Source organism: Streptomyces sp. NPDC000941 (assembly GCF_053599555.1).
Window position 1 is genome coordinate 1 of record NZ_JBSFMM010000206.1, and the last position, 19796, is coordinate 19796.

Below are 19796 nucleotides of genomic sequence, written 5' to 3' on the forward strand. Positions count from 1 at the left end.
CCCCAGGCGCTGAGGGACGCCGGGACCCCGGCGGGACCCCGGCGGGCCCGGGCCTAACGGCCCGGATCTCGTAGTTCCTGCGTGCAGCACTTCACGCTGCCGCCGCCCTTGAGCAGCTCGCTCAGGTCCATGGCGATCGGCTCGTAGCCCCGTTCGCGCAGGGGGCCGAAGAGTCCGGCCGCCGCTTGGGGGAGTACGACATGACGGCCGTCGCTGACGGCGTTGAGCCCGAGGGACGAGGCGTCCGCCTCCGTGGCGATGATCGCGTCGGGGAAGAGACGGGCGAGCACGGCCCGGCTGCCGGGGGAGAAGGCGCCGGGGTAGTACATGATCTCCGTGTCCGTCGTGTCGTCGAGCACGCACAGCGCCGTATCGAGGTGGTAGTAGCGCGGATCGACGAGGTCCAGGCCGAGCACCGGGCGGCCGAAGAACTCCTGCGCCTCCGGGTGCGAGAGCGGACTGCTGCGGAAGCCACGGCCCGCCAGCAGCCAGGACGCGGTCACGGCGAAGTCGCCCTCGCCCTCGTTGACGTGCTCGGGCTCGCGCACCCGCGCGTAGCCGTGGGCGCGGAACCACTCCAGGTGGGCCGCCGCCTCGCCGGTGCGTTCGGGATGGGCGAAGCGGGCGCCGAGGACACGGCCGTCGACGACGGTCGCGCCGTTCGCCGCGTAGACCATGTCGGGGAGGTCGGGCCGGGGCGGCAGTTTCTCGACGGTGTGGCCGAGGGAGCGGTAGCGGTCGCGCAGGTCCTCCCACTGGGCGAGCGCGAGCGGGAGGTCCACGGGCTTGGCCGGGTCCATCCAGGGGTTGATGGAGTAGGTGACCCGGAAGTGGGTCGGCGGACACATCAGATAGCGGCGCGCGGTGGCACGGCGCTCAGGGGTGCGCAAGGACAAGGATGGCTCCTCACGGGATTGCAGGCCCGTACGGATCGTCGTACGCGGTCCTGGACATATGGTGCGCCCCGGCCCCCGCCCGGGGCATGAGCCGTATGGATGGTTTAGAGAGGTCGATAGGTTGTCCGCCATGGCCGACAAAGCAGCCGACAAGGCAGCCGACAAGGCGGCGCCCGACTCCGCCCGCCGCAGCGAACGCGCACGCCGGGCGATCCTCGACGCCGCCCTGGAGCTCATCGGCGAGATGGGCTACCCCCGGCTGACCATCGAGGCCATCGCGGCCCGCGCCGGGGTCGGCAAGCAGACGATCTACCGCTGGTGGCCCTCCAAGGCCGCGGTGCTGCTCGACGCCTTCACCGCCCAGGGGGAGACATCCGGGGGCGAGCCCCCCGAGGGCGGCGAGCCCGCGCTGCCCGACACCGGGGACCTGGAGGCGGACCTCAAGCTCGTGCTGCGGGGGGCCGTCGACCAGATGAACGCCCCCGCGTACGACCTGCCCGCCCGCGCGCTGACCGCCGAGGGTCTGGTGAACCCCGAGCTCGGCGCCCACTTCGTGGCCCGGGTCCTGGAACCGGGGCTGCGGCTGCTCGCCGAGCGGCTGCGGGCCGCGCAGAACGCCGGGCAGATCGGGCGGGACGTCGACCCGGACGTCGTCGTCGAGCTGGTGTGCGGCCCGCTGACCCACCGCTGGCTGCTGCGCACCCATCCGCTCAGCCACGACTACGCGGACGCGGTGGTCGATACGGCGCTGCGGGGGATCCTCAAGAAGTGATCCGCGAGATCGGCGACAGGTGATCCGCGAGATCAGCGCGCCGTCCGCGTCAGCAGCGTCGGCGCGTCCGAGATGATGCCGCCGCAGCCCAGCCGCAGCATCCGGTCCCGCGCCTCGGGCGTGTTCACCGTATGGGCCCACACTCGGCGTATGCCGGAGGTCACCGCCCGCCGCAGGTCCTTCTTCCGTGCCTGGTAGTCGACGTCCAGCAGATCCACGAACCCCCGCCACATGCGGGGCCGGTCCTTGCGCAGCTGCTGTGCAGAGCGCCACAGCTGCGTCAGCAGCCCCATCCGGTGGGCCTGCCTGGCCACCCGGAGGCGGTTGGTGTTGACGAAGACGGAGCGGGTCAGGCCGCGCTCGTGGATCATCGCGGACAGACGGGGCAGGCTGTCGGGGTCCTTCGCCTCCACCATCAGCACCTTGTGCCTGCCGAAGCGGTCCAGCGCCTCGCCGACGGTCGGCGGCGCCTCGGGCAGCCACAGGCCGGGCAGCCGGGGGCCAGGCCGCAGCCGTATGGAGCGCCACTGGGCGGCGGTGAGCGACTTCACCGGGCCGGTCGAGTACGTCGTACGGTCCAGCGTCGCGTCGTGCATCACCACGAGCGTGCCGTCCCGCAGCATCCTGGTGTCGAAGTCCAGGACCTGGGCGGCGGCCCGCTCATAGGCGGCGGTCAGGCCGGACATGCTGTTCTCGGGGACTTCCAGGGAGCCGCCGCGGTGCGCCACGTAGGTGATCGGCGGGAGCGAAGCGGCAGTCGGGAACCCGCTGCGCCGCCCGGACGGGACGGGCGGTTCGGCGGTCGGCGCGGCGGCCGGTCCGGTGGTCGGCGCAGCGGCCGGCACGGCCAGGGTGAGGACCGCTATACCAGTCAGTAGAGACCTCGTGACCATAAAGGGAACGCTAGGGGCGCCAGTTCGGTTATGCCTGATATCCGCACCCAGAGGGGCGTCCTGTGCACCCCGGATGCGGACACCGGCCACCTCCGGAGCAGGATGGTGGCAGCATTAAGAGCATTGGGTCGGTATTCGGCGGTACCGGTGGGGAAGCGAGGCGGTAGATGGAACGCAAGGGCAGGTTCTCCCAGTGGCTGCGTCGGCCGCGGAGCGGTGCGGGCGGCGACACGGGCACGGGGGCGGGCGCGGCAGGCGCCCGCGAGGATCTGCTCATGGCCGCTGCCGCCGCCGGGTTCCCGCTCGCACCGGCGGCCCACCCCTCCGGCTACGGCTGTTCCTGCGACCGTATCGGCTGTCCGACCCCGGCCCGGCACCCCGTCTCCTTCGCCTGGCAGACGCAGGCGTCCACCGACCCGGAGAAGGTCGCGCGGTGGCTGCGGAGCGACCCCGAGGCGAACTTCATCACCGCCACCGGTATGGCCCACGACGTGCTGGACGTGCCCGTGGCCGCCGGCCGGCTGGCCCTGGAGCGGCTGGGCGAGGCTGGTGTCGAGGTCGGTCCCGTCGCCACCATCGGCGTCGATCACCAGGAGCGCATGCTGTTCTTCACGGCCACCCGCGGCACGCCGGAGGACGAGGACGAGTGGTGGCCGTGCGAGCTGGACTGCCATCCCGAGACGATGGACGAGCACCCCGGGCTGCGCTGGCACTGCCGGGGCAGCTATGTGCTGCTGCCGCCCGCGCGGCTGTCGGAGGACGGCCAGGTGGCCTGGCTGCTCGGCCCGGAGCGGCCGCTGCCGGATCCGCTGTCGCTGCTGGAGTCGCTGACCGACGCGTGCGCCCGGCTCGCGGACGAGGGGCATGAGCACGAGTCGCACGCCTGGCCGATAGGACGCTGACGGGACGGGGCGGGACGGGGCAGCGCCAGGAGTCGCCGGGGGAGTGGGGGCCCGCTCAGTGGGGCCCTGCTCAGCGGGCTCAGCAGGGCCATGCTTCAGCGGGCCCTGCTCAGTTCAGTGGGCTCAGCGGGACCTACTCGCCCTTCGCCGCCGTCACGCCCTCCAGCCGGTTGAGGAACACCACCTTCGGGTCCGCCGCGTCCTTCGCCGGCACCCGTACCGCCGACTCCGACACCCGGGTCAAGGTCACCGACTTCTTCGCCTCGCCGGTCATCAGCGCCTTGATCTGCGGGGTGGGGTTGGGCCGGTAGCCCTTGGCCATCGTCTGCTTCTGCCGGTGGTGGGAGGTGAAGAAGACCAGCGCCCCGCCGTCGCTCAGGCGCAGCCCCACCGGGGCATAGCGGGCGCCTTGCGCGGCCGTGTCGATGTACTCGGTCCAGAACTTCGGGGTACGCAGGAACTTCTGCCGCGAGGTCCGCAGCCCCGACGTCGCCTGGCTGTCCGCGAAGACCTCGCCCTTGCCGGTCATCAGATACTCGGTGTACTCGGCGCTGAGCTCGCCCGGGCGCGACGCCAGCTTGGGCGTGGCCCCCTCGGCCGGTACGGACTTCGCCCAGCCGTCCTTGTCGATCTGGAAGGCCGGCACCTCGTCCTGACTGAGGATCGACAGATACGCGGCCTTCCACGGCTCGTTCGCCCCGTCCCGCGTGAAGACCAGCAGCCAGCGGTTGTCGTCGCGGTTGCTCTCGGTGTTCGCCACGAAGAACTTCGGCCAGCCGACCTGCTTGGGTATGACGTAACGCGCGTCGCCCAGCTTCAGCGGCGGGTAATCGGGGTTCCCGCCGGGCTTGTCGGCGTGCTGCGCCTTCAGGTCGGCGGCGCTGATGTCCAGCAGCGGGCCGGTCTGGACCTGGCCCGCCAGCGCCGGATCCAGCTCGCTGTAGGACTTGTTGTAGACGTCCGTGAACCGCTTGAGCGCCTTGGGCGCCTCACCCTTCGCGATGGACGGGATGTTCTCCCGCTCGCCGTGCACCGTCATGCAGCCTGTCAGCGTCATCGCCAGCGTCACCGCCGCTGCTGCCGCGGCTGTCGGAACTGCGCGCCGCCGACGCTGTGACCTGCGTGTCATCGGACTTGGGCTCCTTCGGGACTGCTCTGGTCGGCGCAACCCTACCGGGGAGCAGGAAGAAGGCGAGCGTGGGGACCACATACAGCAGCCACACCGTGACCTGCAGAACGGTCGGGTCGGCCTGGAAGTTGAAGACGCCCTTGAGCAGGGTGCCGTACCAGGAGTCCGGCGGGACGGTTTCGGTGATGTCGAAGGCCTGGCTGTGCAGACCGGGGAGGAATTCCGCCTCCTGAAGGTCGTGGAAGCCGTACGCGAGCACGCCCGCCGCCACGACGACCAGCATGCCGCCGGTCCAGGTGAAGAACTTGGCCAGGTTGATCTTCAGCGCGCCGCGGTAGAACAGCCAGCCCATCAGCACCGCGGTGAGCAGCCCCAGCACCACCGCGATCAGCGGCTGCGACGTGCCGTCGTCGCTGGTCTTCTGCACCGCCGCCCAGACGAACAGCGCGGTCTCCAGGCCCTCGCGGCCCACCGCCAGGAAGGCGGTCACCACCAGCGCACCGGTGCCCATCGCGAGCGCCGCGTCCAGTTTGCCGTGCAGCTCGGCCTTCAGATGCCGGGCGGTGCGCCGCATCCAGAACACCATCCAGGTCACCAGGCCGACCGCCACGATGGACAGCGAACCGCCCAGCGCCTCCTGGGCCTTGAAGGTCAGCTCCTGCGAGCCGAACTGCAGCGCCGCGCCGAAGCCCAGGCTCACCGTGACCGCGACGCCGATGCCCAGCCAGACCGGCAGCAGCGCCTTCCGGCGGTCGGTCTTGACCAGATAGGCGACGAGGATGCAGACGACCAGGCTGGCTTCCAGTCCTTCGCGCAGTCCGATCAGGTAGTTGCCGAACACGAGGTTGGCCTTTCTGTTGTGCTTCTCGGGCCGCTTGTTCTTCTCGGGCCGTTCGTACTTCTCGGGCCGCTCAGGTGAACAGCGCCCGTCCCCACCAGTCGTCCGCGCTGCGGACGCCCGGCGGGACGGCGAACAGCGCCGAACCCACGTGCTGGATGTACTCGTTGAGCGCGTCGTTGCGCGCCAGCTTCTGCTGCACGGGGATGAACCCCTGCCGCACGTCCCGCTGGTACGCGAGGAAGAACAGCCCCGCGTCCAGCCGCCCCAGGCCGTCCGTACCGTCGGTGAAGGAGTAGCCGCGGCGCAGGATCCGCACCCCGCCGTTGGAGTCCGGGTGGGCGAGGCGGACATGCGCGGTGGGCAGCATCGCCTTCAGCAGCGGCTCGTCGCGCTCGCGTGGCTTGCCGATGGGCGCGCCCTCACCCTTGGTGCGCCCGAAGACGTCCTCCTGCTCCTGCAGGGAGGTGCGGTCCCAGGTCTCGATGTGCATCCGGATCCGGCGGGCGACCAGGTACGAGCCGCCGACCAGCCACTCGGGGCCGGCCTTGGCCCCCACCCACACATGCTTGTCCAGGGCCGCGGAGTCGGTGCCGGCGATGTTCCGGGTGCCGTCCTTGAACCCCATCATGTTGCGCGGGGTCTGCGCGTCCGGCGTCGTCGAGGACGTCTTGCCGAAGCCCAGTTGCGACCAGCGGATCGCGACCTTGCCCATGCCGATACGGGCCAGGTTGCGGATCGCGTGCACCGCCACCTGCGGGTCGTCCGCGCACGCCTGGACGCACAGATCGCCGCCGCTGCGCGCGGCGTCCAGGTTGTCGCCGGGGAACGCGGGCAGCTCGCCCAGGGCCTCCGGGCGGCGCCCGGTGAGGCCGAAGCGGTCCTTGCCCTTCTTGTCCTTGAAGAGGGACGGCCCGACGCCGAAGGTGAGGGTCAGCCGGGACGGCTTGAGCCCCAGCGCCTCGCCCGTGTCGTCCGGCGGGGCCTCGGCGAGCCCGCCGACCGCGCCGCCGCCGACCGCGTGGCCCTGCGTCATCCGGGCGGCCGCCTTCGTCCACTCCTTCAGGAGCGCGATCAGCTCGTCGCGGTCGTCGGTGGTGACGTCGAAGGCCGCGAAGTGCAGCCGGTCCTGTACGGCGGTGGAGATCCCGGCCTGGTGCGCGCCGTAGAAGGGCACCGCGGCCCCGCTGTCGGCCACCGGCTGGGCGGTCGCGTCGGAGTTGCCGAGGGCGGCCGCGGCGCCCCCACCCGCCGCGGCGCCCAGCGCGAGCCCGGCGCCGCCCCAGCCGAGCAGGGCGCGGCGGGAGGGGACGGTGCGGCGGGCGGCTGCGGGCTGGTCGTCGGTCGCGGACTGGCCGGCGATCTCGGGCTGGTCGGTGGCGGACCGGTCGTCGCTCGTGGACCGGTCGACGGTCGCGGGCTTGTCGTCGCTCGTGGGCTGGTCGGTCATGGTCGGCGCGCCCCTACTTCGCCACGGCCGCGGCGAGCTTGGACAGCGGCTCGGCCAGGGAGTTGACCGCGTCCGACAGCTCCTTGCGCTTGGCCTCGCCGACGGTGTCGTACGACACGAACCCGTCGCCCTCGCGGTACTTGTCGAGCAGCTTCTTCACCGCCGCGAACTGCTTGTCCAGGTCCTTGGTCAGGGCCGGGTCGTTCTCCGAGGCCACCGGCTTGAGCAGCTGGTACGACTTCTGGGCGCCGTCGACATTGCCCTCGAAGTCGACCAGGTCGGTGTGGCTGTAGCGCTCCTCCTCACCGGTGACCTTGCCGGTCTGCACCTCGTCGAGGAGTTCCTTGGCGCCGTTGGCCATGCCGGTGGGGGTGATGTCCGCCGTGCCGACCCGCTTCTGCCAGTCCTTGAGGTCCTTGATCAGCTGGTCCGCGAGGGTCTTGTCCTCGGCGGTGATCTTCTTGTCCTTCCACAGGGACTTCTCGAGCCGGTGCCAGCCGGTCCACTTCTGGCCCTTCTCCAGACCGTCCTCGCGGATGTCGACCTTCGGGTCGATGTCGCCGAAGGACTCGGCGACCGGCTCGGTCCGCTCCCAGCCGACGCGCGAGGGCGCGTACGCCTTCTTGGCGGCCTCCAGGTCGCCCTTCTTGACCGCGTCCGCGAACGCCTGCGCCTTGGGCAGCGTCTCGTCGGCCTGGGCCTGCGCGTAGGCGCGGTAGTCGGCCACGGCCTTGTCCAGCTGCGGGTTCCGCTTGGCGACCTTGCCGCCGGTCACGGTCACCTTCTGGCGGATGCCGTGGCCCTTCATACCGGGCTTGCAGGCGATCTCGTAGGTGCCCGCCTTGATCTCGGCGGTGATGCTGGCCTTGAGGCCGGAGCCGATGTTCTCCCGCTCGGTGACGATCCGGTCGCCGGGCGCGTAGACGTACACCTCGGTGACCTTGGAGCCCTTGTTCTCCACCGCGAGCTTGACGTGCCCGGCCGGGAACTTGGTCTTGGAGACCTCGCACTTGTCGTCGGACGCCGTGATCTGGACCGCGTCGGAGCCCTTGGCGTCGGACTTCTCGGCACAGCCGGACACGGCGGCCAGCGAGGCCACCGCCGCGATGGCGGTGACGGCGGAAGAGCGGGCGGCTCTCATAAACGGACTCCAGTCGAGATCGGGCAGCATGCCGACATGGCGGCATGTCGAGACAGGGGCCGGATAGGCCGCCCTAACTTAACTGAGGCTTACCTACCCAGCTCCAGCTCAGCCCCAAGAATCCGTAAGCCGAGAGTAAAAAATTAGTAATACGCCCCTATGGCAGGGTCAGAATCTCCGCACCTGTGTCGGTCACCACAAGCGTGTGTTCGAACTGCGCCGTCCGCTTCCGGTCCTTGGTGACGACCGTCCAGCCGTCGTCCCACATGTCGTACTCGTAGGTGCCGAGCGTCAGCATCGGCTCGATCGTGAAGGTCATCCCCGGCTTGATCTCGGTGGTGTGATGCGGGCTGTCGTAGTGCGGGACGATCAGGCCGGAGTGGAACGACGAGTTGATGCCGTGGCCCGTGAAGTCGCGGACCACGCCGTAGCCGAAGCGCTTGGCGTACGACTCGATGACACGGCCGATGATGTTGATACGGCGGCCCGGCTTGACCGCCTTGATCGCGCGGTTCAGGGACTCCCGGGTGCGCTCGACCAGCAGCCGCGACTCGTCGTCCACCGCGCCGCACAGATAGGTGGCGTTGGTGTCGCCGTGCACGCTGCCGATGTACGCGGTCACATCGAGGTTCACGATGTCGCCGTCGCGCAGCACGGTCGAGTCCGGGATGCCGTGGCAGATGACCTCGTTGACGGAGGAGCACAGCGACTTGGGGAAACCGCGGTAGCCCAGCGTCGAGGGGTACGCGCCGTGGTCGCACAGATACTCGTGCGCCACCCGGTCCAGCTCATCCGTGGTGACGCCCGGCGCGATCCGGCTCGCGGCCTCCGCCATCGCCCGCGCGGCGATCCCGCCCGCGATCCGCATCCGCTCGATCGTTTCGGCGTCCTGCACCTCGGACCCCGTATACGGCGTCGGGCCCTCTTTGCCGACGTACTCGGGGCGGGGGATCGAGGCGGGGACCGGGCGGACGGGAGAGAGCTTTCCCGGGACAAGAAGCGACTGGCCAGACATGTCAGCGAGTGTATCGGCGGCGCATCGGGCAGCATGGCGGGAAACAGGTAGAGAAGAGGGCGGGAGGGCCGCGATGGCGCTGTTCAAGAAGCGGACCGTGGGGAAGCCGGGCGAGTGGTACTACTGCATCAAGCACCAGAAGGTCGAGGAAGGCCCGGAATGCCGGGCCGCCGACCGGCTGGGACCCTACCCGACCCGCACCGAGGCCCAGCACGCGATGGAGCTGACCGCGGAGCGGAACGCGGAGTGGGAGACCGACCCACGATGGCGCGATGAGCCCACGCGGGGCGAGGACACGCGGGACGAGGGCTGACCGCAGGGGGCCGACGATGCGGCGGAGCCGCATCGCGGCCCCTGCTGGGACCACGCCCGGGCGGCCCGGGCCTGCCGGGCCTGCCGGACCACCCGGGCCGCGTTCGGGTGCCCTGGCGCGGCGTACCGGGACCCGCCGGAGCCACCGGATCCGCGCCCCTGCGCCCGGCCGCGCCGGACCTGCCGGACCTGCGCCCCTGTGCCTGCCGCGGCGCACCCGGTCCCGCTGGTCCCGCCGGGCTGCGCTGGTCCGTGCCGGTGCCGCCGGCCTTGTCGGCCCTTCCGGGCCGTGCCGGTGCTGCTGGTCCTGCCGCGCCCGCCGGAGCCGTGATCCCGGGCCCTGCTGCGGCGCGCCCGGCCGCGCCCGGCCTTGCGCCGGCGGGGCTGCGCCCCGCCCCGCCGGACCGTGTCGGGGGCGGGACGCTGGGCCGTGTCGGAGCGGCACCTCGTGGGCCCGCGCCCGGACGACCCGCGGGCCGCGCGCCCGCCGGGCCGCGGTCTACGCTGCCGCCGCGTCCGCCGCCGGGCCGCGGCCTACGCCGCCGCGTCCGCCACCCTCGCGCCTGCCGTCTCGCGTCGCTCGCGGACGTGGCGCGCGTGTTCGTCTGTCCTTGCGTCGTACGTCATGAGCTTCGGCAGGGTCAGCGCCAGGAGGCCGATGGAGGCGACGCAGGCCAGGCCGCCCGTCCACACCGAGGCTCGTACGCCGACCAGGCCGGCCATGCCGCCGGCCCGGACCTGGCCCAGCTGTGGGCCCGTCGCGTACGACAGCAGCTCGATGCCCGCCAGGCGGCCCCGCAGCTCGTCGGGGATCGTCTGGTTCCACATCGTCGAGCGGAACAGCCCGCTGACCATGTCCGCCGCGCCCGCCACCGCCAGGCACAGCAGCACCAGCCAGACGTTCGGCAGCCATCCCGCCACGGCCATCGCCGCGCCCCACAGCGCCGCGCTGAGCACGACCAGCCGGCCGTGCCGGTGCACCCGTGAGGCCCAGCCGCTGGTCACGCTCACCACGATGGAGCCCACCGACCCGGCCGCGTACATCAGGCCGAGCGACCAGGGCGCGTCCAGTTCGTCGGCGAGGAAGGGGAAGATCGCGTTCGGGAAGGCGAACAGCATGGCCGCCATGTCCACCGCATACGTGCCGAGCAGTTCCTTGCGCCGCCAGGCGTAGCGCGCGCCCTCGCCGATCGCCCGCAGCGACGGCTGCTCCGCGTCGTGGGCGGGTGCCGCGGGCTTGAGGCCGAGCCCGAGGAGGATCGAGACGGCGAAGGTCAGCAGGTCCAGGCCGTAGGCGAAGGGCAGCCCGGCGTACGCGACGACGATGCCCGCGAGCGAGGGGCCCGCGACGGCGGACAGCTGCCAGCGGAGCGCGCTCAGCGCGGCGGCCGCGGTGAGCTGGTCGTGCGGGACGATGCGGACCGTGATCGAGTCGAGGGCCGGGCGCTGCAGCCCGGTGAGCGCGCTGGTCAGGGCAGCCACGACGTACAGCGGCCACAGCATGGGGTCGGGCAGCAGGCTGTTCGCCAGCAGCAGCGCCGACAGCAGGCCCAGGCCCGCCTCGGTGAGCAGGATCAGCTTTCGGCGGTCGACGGCGTCGGCGAGCGCCCCGCCGTACAGGCCGAAGACGATGAGCGGCACCAGCTCGACCGCGCCGATCGCGCCGACGGCGAGGGCCGACCCGGTCAACTCCTTGATCTGCAGCGGCAGCGCCACCATGGTCAGGAAGGTGCCGAAGGAGGTCACCAGGCCCGCGGTCCACAACAGGCGGAAGTCGCGGGAGGAGCGCCAGGGCGCGAGATCGGGCAGCAGGGCACGCCAACGCGCCCCCGGCGGCGGGGGATGTGGATCGTCCGTCACAAGGGGACATGCTCAAGCGCCGTCCGTGCCGTCCACAAACGAATTTTTCCCGCCATGCCGCTCCACCGGGTCTACCAGGGGGCCGGTGGCGGGGCCGTCAGCCGGTCGGCCAGCCGGGCGAGGCGGTCGCGGAAGCGGTGGCGGCCGGGCGGCGCGGGCGGGCCGTTCTCCCCGGCGGCGGCGCTGACCAGGTGCTGGAGGGTGTCCAGATCGAGGCCCGCATCGGCCGGGGCGGCCAGCGCGTCATGCGCGAGGGCGTGCAGTTCGGCGTGGCCGCCGTCGAGGGCGAGCACGGTGGCCCCGCTCCGGCGCGCACCGTGCACCCGCTCCAGCAGTCCGGCCCCCGGGTCGTCCGGCGCGACCACGAGCAGCGTCTCGCCGCGCCTGGCGCGCTCCAGCCGGCCGAGGCCGACGGACAGATGCGCGGGGACCGCGCCGCCTGGAACCCGGTGGCGTACGAGGGTGGGGGACAGCTCGGGCAGACCGGACCAGGCGGCCTCGTCGTCGAGGTGCGCGGCCAGGTGCCAGGGCTCGTACTCCTCGCTGCCGACCAGCAGCAACCCGCCCCCGCGCGGCTCGACCGAGGCCCGCAGGGAGCCCGCGAAGCGGCGGGTGGCGCGCAGCCATTCGGTTCCGGCGAGTACGTCGCGCAGCAGCGCGACCCGTACGGCGTCCATGGCATGGGGATCCTGCCGGGCCGCGCGGGGCGGCGGGGGCGATTCGGGCCGGTCTCACCCCTTTGAGCGTTGTCCGCCCAGGCTCAGATACGAACCGTAGAGCAGCTGGGCGCCGCCCCAGCACATCATCACGAACCCGACCTTGGTGAGGGTTATGACGTGGAGTTCGACGTCCCCGGCGAACAGCCACAGCGCCAGCCCGACGGCGAGAGTGGCGCTTCCTTCCAGGAGCTGCTTGAGAGCGTTGGTCATAACGCGACGCTATGGGCGGCCGCCTGACGGAACCTCCGCCCGGCGGACGAGATCGGAGGCGGCTCCCTGCATCTTTCGACGGATCCACCGCCAAGTGTTCATGTGCCGTCCCTTGACGCTCTGTGAGGCGAACCCTAAGGTCGCCGCACACAAGGGACGTCCTACGTCCGGTCATTTTCAGCGGCGGCACTCGATTGCAACGGGGCATCGGCGGAACGAGCGTGTCTCGGGGCGCTGTGCGGGCTGGACTGAGGAGCCGCGCAGCGACGGAGGAGCGAGCAGTGACGAGGGAAGCCCGCGCATAGAAGCGCCGCGAGACTGAGCGGGAAGGGGGTCGGATGGCAAGCGGTGTGGCAGCGCGCGCGTACGAGGTCTCCGTGCCGTTCCGGGCGGGGGCCGACGGGTATGCGAGCTACCGCATTCCGGCGGTGGTGGCGACGGCGGCCGGGACGCTCCTGGCCTTCGCCGAGGGGCGGGTGGGGTCCTCCGCCGACCACGGCGACATCGACCTCGTCCTCAGGCGTTCGGCCGACGGCGGCCGGACCTGGGGGCCCTTACAGGTCGTCGCGCAGCACGGCGACGGCACGGCCGGGAATCCGGCGCCCGTGGTCACCGCCGGCGGCCGGGTCGTCCTGGTCCATGTGACCAGCGCCGCCTCCGCCACCGAGACCCGGATCCGGCTCGGCGAGGTGTCCGCGGCCGACGGGCGTCGGGTGTGGGTGACGCACAGCGACGACGACGGGGCGAGCTGGAGCGCGGCCCGGGAGATCACCGGTGAGGCGAAGCGGCCGGAGTGGCGCTGGTACGCCACCACGCCCGGCCACGCCCTGCGGTTACGCCATGGCTCCTGGCCGGGCCGGATCGTCGTCCCCGGCAACCACTCGACGCCGCCGACCGTGGCCGGGGACACCGGGGCCGAGGGGAAGTACGACGGCGGGCACGATCTGCTCAGCGACGACGACGGCGCCACCTGGCGGATCGGATACGTCGAGGACAACCCCGACGGCTACATCAACGCGAACGAGACCACCGCGGCCGAACTCCCAGATGGCCGCGTCTACTTCAACACCCGCAGCGACGCGAACGCGCCCGGCAACCGGGCCGACGCCTACTCGTCCGACGGCGGCGCGACCCTCACCAAGCCCTTCAGGCCACAGGCCGGGCTGGTCGCGCCGGTCGTCGAGGGCAGCGTGCTGCACCTGGACCTTCCTGTTGGTCCGAGCGACCCCGGGGGCCCGGACGTGCTGCTGTTCTCAGGGCCCGCCGACCCCGGCTACCGGGCCCTGATGACCGTACGGGCGAGCCGTGACGGCGGGGTCACCTGGCGGCCCGCGCACACCGTCGACGGGCTGCCGGCCGCCTACTCCGATCTGGTCAGGATCGATGGCGCGACCGTCGGACTGCTGTACGAGACCGGCGACTTCAGCGCCTACTCGACGATCACCTTCCGGCGCATTCCGGTGAAGGAGCTGGTATGAGCAAGATGCACCACCACAGTTCTCACGGTCCCCTCCAGGCCCCCGGGCGGCGCGCCGTTCTGGGCGGCGCGGCCGCCGTGGCGGCCGGCTTCGCCCTCGCGGGCTGTGGCTCGGACGACGGGGACGACGAGCCCAAGGGCCGTAAGAAGGGCGAGAAGATCTCGCTGACCTTCTGGTCCTGGGTGCCGGGCATCGACAAGCCCGTCGACCTGTGGAACAGCAAGAACCCCGAGGTTCAGGTCGAGGTCGAGAAGGTCTCGGCCGTGGACGGCGCCCAGTACGCGAAGATGCACGCCGCGATCAAGGCGGGCAACCCGCCGGACCTCGGCCAGATCGAGTACCCGGTCGTGCCCAGCTTCCTCATCGACAACGGGCTGCTGGACCTCACCAAGTACGGGGTCGACAAGTACAAGGACCAGTTCGTCGGCTGGCAGTGGCAGCAGTCGGTGTTCGGCAAGGCGGTCTACGCCGTACCGCAGGCGTCAGGGCCGATGGGCCTGTTCATCCGTCAGGACCTGTTCGACAAGTGGGACATCGAGCCGCCCACCACCTGGGACGAGTACGAGGCGGCGGCCAAGGCGATCCGTAAGAAGGGCGCCTGGATCGAGACCTTCTCGGCGACCAACGGCAACCGCTTCGCGGGCCTGGCCTGGCAGGCCGGGGCGCGCTGGTTCGGCTCCGAGGGCGACACCTGGCTGGTGAGCATCGACGACGAGCCGACCCGTAAGGTCGCCGACTACTGGGAGGCGCTGGTCAAGCAGAAGCTGATCAAGACCATCCCGGACCGGCAGAACGCCTGGTACAAGGACGTCCAGACCGGCGCGATGGCCTCCTGGCTCGGCGCCAGCTGGGGCGATGCGCTGCTGGTCGGCAACGCCCCGAAGACCAGCGGAAAGTGGCGGGTCGTGCCCATGCCGCAGTGGAAGAAGGGCGACGGGGCGTTCGCCAACTGGGGCGGCTCCACCACCGCGGTCTTCGCCAAGAGCAAGTACCCCCAGGACGCGCTCAAGTTCGCGATCTGGCTCAACACCGACCCCGAGTCGATCAAGCTCCTTATTGACAACGGCTATGGCACCCCCGCCGCCAAACAGGGCTACACCACCTCCCAGCTGGATGTGCACAAGGACTTCATGGGCGGCCAGGAGTACAGCAAGGTGTTCGACGCCGCGAGCAAGGGCGTGGACACCAGCTGGCGCTGGGGCCCGGCCACCGACACCCTCTACCAGCGGCTCGGCGACGCCTTCACCGCGGCCCTGGGCGACGGCGGCTCCTTCCGGTCCGTGCTGAAGAAGGTGCAGGGCGACACGATCAGCGACCTGAAGGAAAAGGGACTGCAGGTGAAGGCCGGGTGAGACGCCCCACCCACACGGAGGCCCGCAGCGCGCGGGCAGCTGCCGGGTTTCTGCTGCCCTTCCTCGCGCTGTTCCTGCTGTGCTTCATCGCGCCCATCGGCTATGCCCTGTACGAGAGTCTGCTGAAGGTCGAGCGCACCGGCGCGCTCGGCCTCGGCGGCGAGACCAAGGAAGTCTGGGCGGGCCTCTCCAACTACACATACGCACTGGAGGACGACCGCTTCACCGCCGGATTCGGGCGGGTGCTGCTGTTCGGCGCCGTCCAGATCCCGGTGATGATCGTGCTGGCCACCGGGCTCGCACTGCTGCTGGAGGCGGCCTCCGCCCGCTGGGTCGGCTTCTTCCGGACGGCCTTCTTCCTGCCGTACGGGGTGCCCGGCGTCATCGCCTCGATCCTGTGGGGCTTCCTCTACGTACCGGGCATCAGCCCCCTGGTGGAGATGGCCCACTCGGCGGGCTGGGACGTGGACTTCCTGTCCCGCGGCACCGTGCTGTGGTCCATCGCCAACATCGTGACCTGGCAGTTCACCGGCTACAACATGCTGGTGCTGATCGCGCAGCTGAAGTCCGTGCCCGGTGAGCTGTACGAGGCGGCGCGTATCGACGGGGCCAGGGCCTGGCAGATCGCCTGGCACATCAAGCTGCCGCTGATCCGGCCCGCGCTCGTGCTGACCACCGTCTTCAGCATCATCGGCACCCTCCAGCTGTTCGCCGAACCCAAGGTGCTCAAACCGCTCAGCAACTCCATCGACTCCGGCTACACACCCAATCTGGCCGCCTACAACGAGGCGTTCACCAGCAACAACCAGCACATCGCGGCGGCCGAGGCGGTGCTGCTCGCACTCGTCGCCTGCGTACTGTCCTTCAGCTTCCTCAGGCTCGTGGGACAGCGAGAACCCAAAAAGCCCAGAGGGTCCAAAGGGGCCAAGGGGAAGGGCGGGACGAGTAGGTGAGCACCGAGGTCACCCAGCAGATCCCGGCGGACGGATCCGACGGCACCCCGGCGCCGGGCACCGGGCCGAGCCAGCCGCGCCGTCCCGGCCGTCGCAGCGACGTCCGGCAGCCGCCGCTGCGCTACCGCATCATCACCCTCTCGCTGCTCGCCGTCGCGGCCGTCTACTTCCTGGTCCCGGTCTACTGGCTCGTGGTGTCGTCGACCAAGTCCAGCAGCGACCTCTTCGGCACGTTCGGCTTCTGGTTTCACGATCCGCACCCCATCGACTATCTGCACCGGGTGCTGACCTACGACGACGGCATCTACGTCCGCTGGTTCGCCAACAGCCTGATGTACGCGGGCGTCGGCGCGCTCGCCGCCACCCTGCTGTCGGCCGCCGCCGGCTACGCCCTGGCCAAGTTCCCCTTCCCCGGGCGGGAGGGCATCTTCAACGTCATCCTCGCCGGAGTGCTCATCCCGGGCACCGCACTCGCCCTCCCGCTGTATCTCCTCTTCAGCGAGATGGGGCTCGCCAACACCTATGCCGCGGTGCTGCTGCCCAGCGTGGTCAGCCCCTTCGGGGTCTATCTGTGCCGGATCTACGCGGCCGCCGCCGTGCCCGACTCACTGCTGGAGGCGGCGCGGATCGACGGCGCGGGCGAGGCGCGGATCTTCTCCACGCTCGGGCTGCGGCTGATGACCCCGGCGCTGGTGACCGTGTTCCTGTTCCAGTTCGTGCATATCTGGAACAACTTCTTCCTGCCGCTGGTGATGCTCTCGGACTCCGATCTGTACCCGATCCAGCTGGGGCTCACCTCCTGGCAGGGGTACGCGGACCGGCAGCCCGAGCTCTACCAGTACACGGTCGGCGGGGCCTTCCTGTCCGTACTGCCGCTGATGGTGCTGATGGGGGTTCTGCAGAGGTACTGGCGCACCGGGCTGACGGAGGGCAGCGTCAAGGCGTGACCGGGGCGTGTCCGCGTCATCGGGCGTGTCAGTATCGCTGTCATGACTTCTACTGCTGCTGGTGACGCGGCTCCTGCGAAGAAGGCCCCGGCCAAGGACCCCTGGGAGCTGCCCGATGTGTCCGACCTGGTCGTCGGGGTGCTCGGCGGCACCGGCGACCAGGGGCGCGGGCTGGCGTACCGGCTGGCCCGGGTGGGCCAGAAGGTCATCATCGGCTCCCGGGCCGCGGAGCGGGCGCGCACCGCGGCCGAGGAGCTGGGCGGCGCGGAGTACGGCATCGAGGGCGCGGAGAACGCCGAATGCGCGCGGCGCAGCGATGTCGTGATCGTCGCGGTGCCGTGGGAGGGCCACGGCAAGACCCTGGAGGCGCTGCGCGAGGAGCTGACCGGCAAGCTCGTTGTCGACTGTGTGAACCCGCTCGGCTTCGACAAGAAGGGCGCCTACGCGCTCAAGCCCGAGGAGGGCAGCGCCGCCGAGCAGGCCGCGGCCCTGCTGCCCGACTCGCGGGTGACGGCCGCCTTCCACCATCTGTCGGCGGTGCTGCTGCAGGACCCCGAGGTCGAGCGGATCGACACGGATGTGATGGTGCTGGGCGAGAGCCGCGCCGATACGGACCTGGTGCAGGCGCTGGCGGGCCGGATCCCCGGGATGCGGGGCGTATTCGCGGGGCGGCTGCGCAACGCCCACCAGGTCGAGTCGCTGGTCGCCAACCTGATCTCGACGAACCGCCGCTACAAGGCGCACGCGGGCCTGCGGATCACCGACGTCTGACCGGGCCACGGACAGCGGGGGCGGGGCGTGGGGCCACGGACCGCGGGCTCGGGGCATGGGGGACAATGTCCGGGACTGACACACCCCCGGACAGGAGCCGACCCCATGCCCCGACTGGCCCTCTACGCCCTCGCCGTCTGCGTTCTCGCCGCCGTCGCGGCGGTCGTGTCCTTCGCGCGGGGCAGCTGGATCGGCGTCGTGTGGATCCTGCTCGCGGGCCTCTCCTCCAATATGACCTGGTACTACCTGCGCAAGGCCAAGATCGACCGGGCCGCCGCCGCAGAGGGCGCCCGGGAGGCCGCGGCGTGAGTGAGCCGAAGGGGCGCGCCGCTGTCGAAAGGGAGAGCGCGCGGAGGCCCTGAGGAACGAAGGGCCGAGCACGGTCGACCGTCGACAGGGGCTAAGGCGCCCCGGAGGCGAACGGAGCCCTAAAAATTGGCCTAGTACAGCTGGGGCTCGCCCTTCCAGAAGCGGAAGAACTGCTGACCCCAGTACGTCTCCCAGTCCGAGATGCCCAGCGCCCGCATCACCGCGTCGATGGCGTCGAAGAAGACCGTGTTGACCTCCGGTATCCACAGCACGCCGAACACCGCGATCAGGCCGAACGGAGCGTACGGCTCCACCTGTCGCCGTACGCGGTACGACAGCCACGGCTCGATCACCCCGTACCCGTCGAGCCCCGGGATCGGGAGAAAGTTCAAGATCGCCGCGGTGACCTGGAGCATCGCCAGGAACGCGAGCGCGTAGCGGAACACCTCGGGCACACCGTCCACGCCGAGCCAGAACGGCGCGGTCAGCACGATGGCGAACGCGACATTCGTCAGAGGCCCGGCGGCCGAGATCAGGCTGTGCTTCCAGCGGCCGCGGATGCGGTGCCGCTCGATGAACACCGCCCCGCCGGGGAGCCCGATGCCGCCCATGATCACGAAGATCACGGGCAGCACGATGCTCAGCGCCACATGCGTGTACTTCAGCGGGTTGAGGGTCAGATAGCCCTTGGCGCCGATCGAGATGTCACCGCCGTGCAGCGCGGTGCGCGCATGGGCGTACTCGTGCAGGCACAGCGACACGATCCAGCCGGAGACCACGAAGAGGAAGACGGCGAAGCCGGGGCTCGCCGAGAAGTCCGTCCACACCGCCCATCCGGACACGCCCATGATCGCGACCAAGCCGAGGAACACGGGACTGATCCGCCGATTGCGGCGGCTGACTGCGGTGGCCATGCGTGAAGTCTCTCCGTGGGGGGTGCGGCTGTGCGGTCGGGGCGTGTGCGCGGTGCGGTGACCGGGAAACGTCGACCGAGGTGCGGTGAGTTCCGGTGGCAGATGCTAAGGCCTGTTGTCAAAGGGGGCGAACAGCTGAGCGGACCAGCCGCCGCCGTGCATGACAATAGGTCGGTGCGCTACGCCATACTCGGCACCACCCAGGCCCGTCGCGACGACGGCACCCCCGTCGCGCTCGGCGGCACCCGTCTGCGCGCGCTGCTGGCCGTAATGGCGCTGTACCCCGGACGGGCGCACACCACCGGCGCGCTGATCGAGGAGATCTGGGACGCCGACCCGCCCGCCGACGGGAACGGCGCGCTGCAGGCCCTCGTCGGCCGCCTCCGCAGGGCCCTCGGCAAGGACGCCGTGCGCTCGGTCCCCGGCGGCTACCGGCTGTGCGCCGACCGCGACGACGTCGATCTGTACCGCTTCGAACGCCTCGTGGACGAGGGGGCCAGGGCCCTGGACGAGGGCGACCCGGCCAAGGCCGCCGCCGTCCTCGACGACGCCCTCGCCCTGTGGCGCGGCCCGGCCCTCGCCGACCTCCCCGGCGGCGGCTCGGCGGCGGCCCGGGCCGAGGCCCGCCGGCTGGACGCCCGTCGCTGCCGTATCGCGGCCGACCTCGCCCTCGGCCGGGCCGACCAGGCCCTGCCCCAGCTCGCCGAGGACTGCGCCGCCCACCCCCTCGACGAGCCCCTGCACGCCCTGCGGATCCGTGCCCTGCGCGACGCGGGCCGTCCGGCGGAGGCGCTGACCGCGTACGAGGCGATCCGCGTCGAGATCGCGGACCGGCTCGGCGCGGACCCCGGCCCCGCCCTGCGCGCGCTCCACGCCGAGCTGCTGGCCCCGGCGCCGCAGGTTCCCCCCGGGCGGGCGGGCCGCCGCCCGCCCGG

Annotated in this window: 21 protein-coding genes; 10 read left to right on the top strand and 11 right to left on the bottom strand. The window is 71.2% G+C overall.

Annotation, left to right across the window (positions count from 1 at the left end; all coding sequences use genetic code 11):
• Positions 1–53: 53 nt before the first annotated feature.
• Positions 54–848 carry a dimethylargininase gene (ddaH, locus tag ACWDSL_RS42045; RefSeq protein ID WP_450493554.1) on the bottom strand — a complete coding sequence of 265 codons (795 nt, stop codon included), beginning with the start codon at positions 846–848 and terminating at the stop codon, positions 54–56.
• Positions 849–1026: 178 nt separating this feature from the next.
• On the opposite strand from ddaH, the gene ACWDSL_RS42050 reads away from it, so the two are divergent.
• Positions 1027–1668: a TetR/AcrR family transcriptional regulator gene (locus tag ACWDSL_RS42050; RefSeq protein ID WP_450493520.1), complete on the top strand. Its 642-nt coding sequence runs from the start codon at positions 1027–1029 to the stop codon at positions 1666–1668.
• A 32-nt stretch (positions 1669–1700) separates the two neighbouring features.
• Here the strand turns inward: ACWDSL_RS42050 and ACWDSL_RS42055 are convergent, their stop codons facing one another.
• Entirely contained in the window at positions 1701–2561 is an 861-nt protein-coding gene (locus ACWDSL_RS42055) for a glycerophosphodiester phosphodiesterase (RefSeq protein WP_450493522.1), read from the bottom strand.
• A 167-nt stretch (positions 2562–2728) separates the two neighbouring features.
• On the opposite strand from ACWDSL_RS42055, the gene ACWDSL_RS42060 reads away from it, so the two are divergent.
• Positions 2729–3463 carry a bifunctional DNA primase/polymerase gene (locus ACWDSL_RS42060; RefSeq protein ID WP_450493524.1) on the top strand — a complete coding sequence of 245 codons (735 nt, stop codon included), beginning with the start codon at positions 2729–2731 and terminating at the stop codon, positions 3461–3463.
• 133 nt (positions 3464–3596) lie between these two features.
• On the opposite strand, the gene ACWDSL_RS42065 is transcribed toward ACWDSL_RS42060, so the two are convergent.
• From ACWDSL_RS42065 to map, 5 genes are all read right to left on the bottom strand, one after another.
• On the bottom strand, positions 3597–4502 hold the full coding sequence (locus ACWDSL_RS42065; RefSeq protein WP_450493526.1) for a hypothetical protein: 906 nt from the start codon (positions 4500–4502) through the stop codon (positions 3597–3599).
• Positions 4453–5433, bottom strand: a complete 981-nt coding sequence (gene efeU, locus ACWDSL_RS42070; protein ID WP_450493527.1) for an iron uptake transporter permease EfeU — start codon at positions 5431–5433, stop codon at positions 4453–4455. Before efeU ends, ACWDSL_RS42065 begins: the two co-directional genes overlap by 50 nt.
• 70 nt (positions 5434–5503) lie before the next feature.
• Entirely contained in the window at positions 5504–6880 is a 1377-nt protein-coding gene (gene efeB, locus ACWDSL_RS42075) for an iron uptake transporter deferrochelatase/peroxidase subunit (protein WP_450493529.1), read from the bottom strand.
• 13 nt (positions 6881–6893) lie between these two features.
• Positions 6894–8021 (bottom strand): iron uptake system protein EfeO, encoded by a 1128-nt coding sequence (gene efeO / locus ACWDSL_RS42080; RefSeq protein ID WP_450493531.1) that lies wholly within the window; start codon positions 8019–8021, stop codon positions 6894–6896.
• Positions 8022–8178: 157 nt separating this feature from the next.
• A complete protein-coding gene (gene map / locus ACWDSL_RS42085) occupies positions 8179–9036 on the bottom strand; it encodes a type I methionyl aminopeptidase (RefSeq protein WP_450493533.1) in 858 nt (285 codons plus the stop codon).
• Between the two features lie 73 nt (positions 9037–9109).
• Between map and ACWDSL_RS42090 the strand changes: the two genes are divergently transcribed.
• Entirely contained in the window at positions 9110–9349 is a 240-nt protein-coding gene (locus ACWDSL_RS42090) for a hypothetical protein (protein WP_450493534.1), read from the top strand.
• Positions 9350–9882: 533 nt separating this feature from the next.
• Here the strand turns inward: ACWDSL_RS42090 and ACWDSL_RS42095 are convergent.
• The 3 genes from ACWDSL_RS42095 to ACWDSL_RS42105 form a co-directional block, all read right to left on the bottom strand.
• Positions 9883–11208, bottom strand: a complete 1326-nt coding sequence (locus tag ACWDSL_RS42095) for an MFS transporter (protein WP_450493536.1) — start codon at positions 11206–11208, stop codon at positions 9883–9885.
• Positions 11209–11279: 71 nt separating this feature from the next.
• On the bottom strand, positions 11280–11885 hold the full coding sequence (locus ACWDSL_RS42100; protein WP_450493538.1) for a hypothetical protein: 606 nt from the start codon (positions 11883–11885) through the stop codon (positions 11280–11282).
• Between the two features lie 54 nt (positions 11886–11939).
• Positions 11940–12137: a DUF5708 family protein gene (locus ACWDSL_RS42105; RefSeq protein ID WP_450493540.1), complete on the bottom strand. Its 198-nt coding sequence runs from the start codon at positions 12135–12137 to the stop codon at positions 11940–11942.
• 338 nt (positions 12138–12475) lie between these two features.
• Between ACWDSL_RS42105 and ACWDSL_RS42110 the strand changes: the two genes are divergently transcribed.
• From ACWDSL_RS42110 to ACWDSL_RS42135, 6 genes are all read left to right on the top strand, one after another.
• The gene (locus ACWDSL_RS42110; protein ID WP_450493542.1) at positions 12476–13615 is read left to right on the top strand and encodes a sialidase family protein; all 1140 of its coding nucleotides are present in this window, start codon (positions 12476–12478) and stop codon (positions 13613–13615) included.
• The gene (locus tag ACWDSL_RS42115) at positions 13612–14967 is read left to right on the top strand and encodes an ABC transporter substrate-binding protein (protein ID WP_450493544.1); all 1356 of its coding nucleotides are present in this window, start codon (positions 13612–13614) and stop codon (positions 14965–14967) included. The genes ACWDSL_RS42110 and ACWDSL_RS42115 overlap by 4 nt, the downstream gene beginning before the upstream one ends.
• Positions 14964–15920 carry a carbohydrate ABC transporter permease gene (locus tag ACWDSL_RS42120; protein WP_450493545.1) on the top strand — a complete coding sequence of 319 codons (957 nt, stop codon included), beginning with the start codon at positions 14964–14966 and terminating at the stop codon, positions 15918–15920. Before ACWDSL_RS42115 ends, ACWDSL_RS42120 begins: the two co-directional genes overlap by 4 nt.
• Positions 15917–16867: a carbohydrate ABC transporter permease gene (locus ACWDSL_RS42125; protein ID WP_450493547.1), complete on the top strand. Its 951-nt coding sequence runs from the start codon at positions 15917–15919 to the stop codon at positions 16865–16867. The genes ACWDSL_RS42120 and ACWDSL_RS42125 overlap by 4 nt, the downstream gene beginning before the upstream one ends.
• A gap of 42 nt (positions 16868–16909) precedes the next feature.
• Complete coding sequence (npdG, locus tag ACWDSL_RS42130) at positions 16910–17638, top strand: NADPH-dependent F420 reductase (protein ID WP_450493548.1); 729 nt, start codon at positions 16910–16912, stop codon at positions 17636–17638.
• A 105-nt stretch (positions 17639–17743) separates the two neighbouring features.
• A complete protein-coding gene (locus tag ACWDSL_RS42135; RefSeq protein ID WP_450493550.1) occupies positions 17744–17947 on the top strand; it encodes a hypothetical protein in 204 nt (67 codons plus the stop codon).
• Positions 17948–18078: 131 nt separating this feature from the next.
• Here the strand turns inward: ACWDSL_RS42135 and ACWDSL_RS42140 are convergent, their stop codons facing one another.
• Positions 18079–18861, bottom strand: coding sequence for a site-2 protease family protein (locus ACWDSL_RS42140; protein WP_450493552.1), 783 nt, complete (start codon positions 18859–18861; stop codon positions 18079–18081).
• Positions 18862–19035: 174 nt separating this feature from the next.
• Here ACWDSL_RS42140 and ACWDSL_RS42145 point away from each other — a divergent pair.
• A partial coding sequence (locus tag ACWDSL_RS42145) for an AfsR/SARP family transcriptional regulator (RefSeq protein ID WP_450493553.1) occupies positions 19036–19796 on the top strand: 761 nt, incomplete at its 3' end.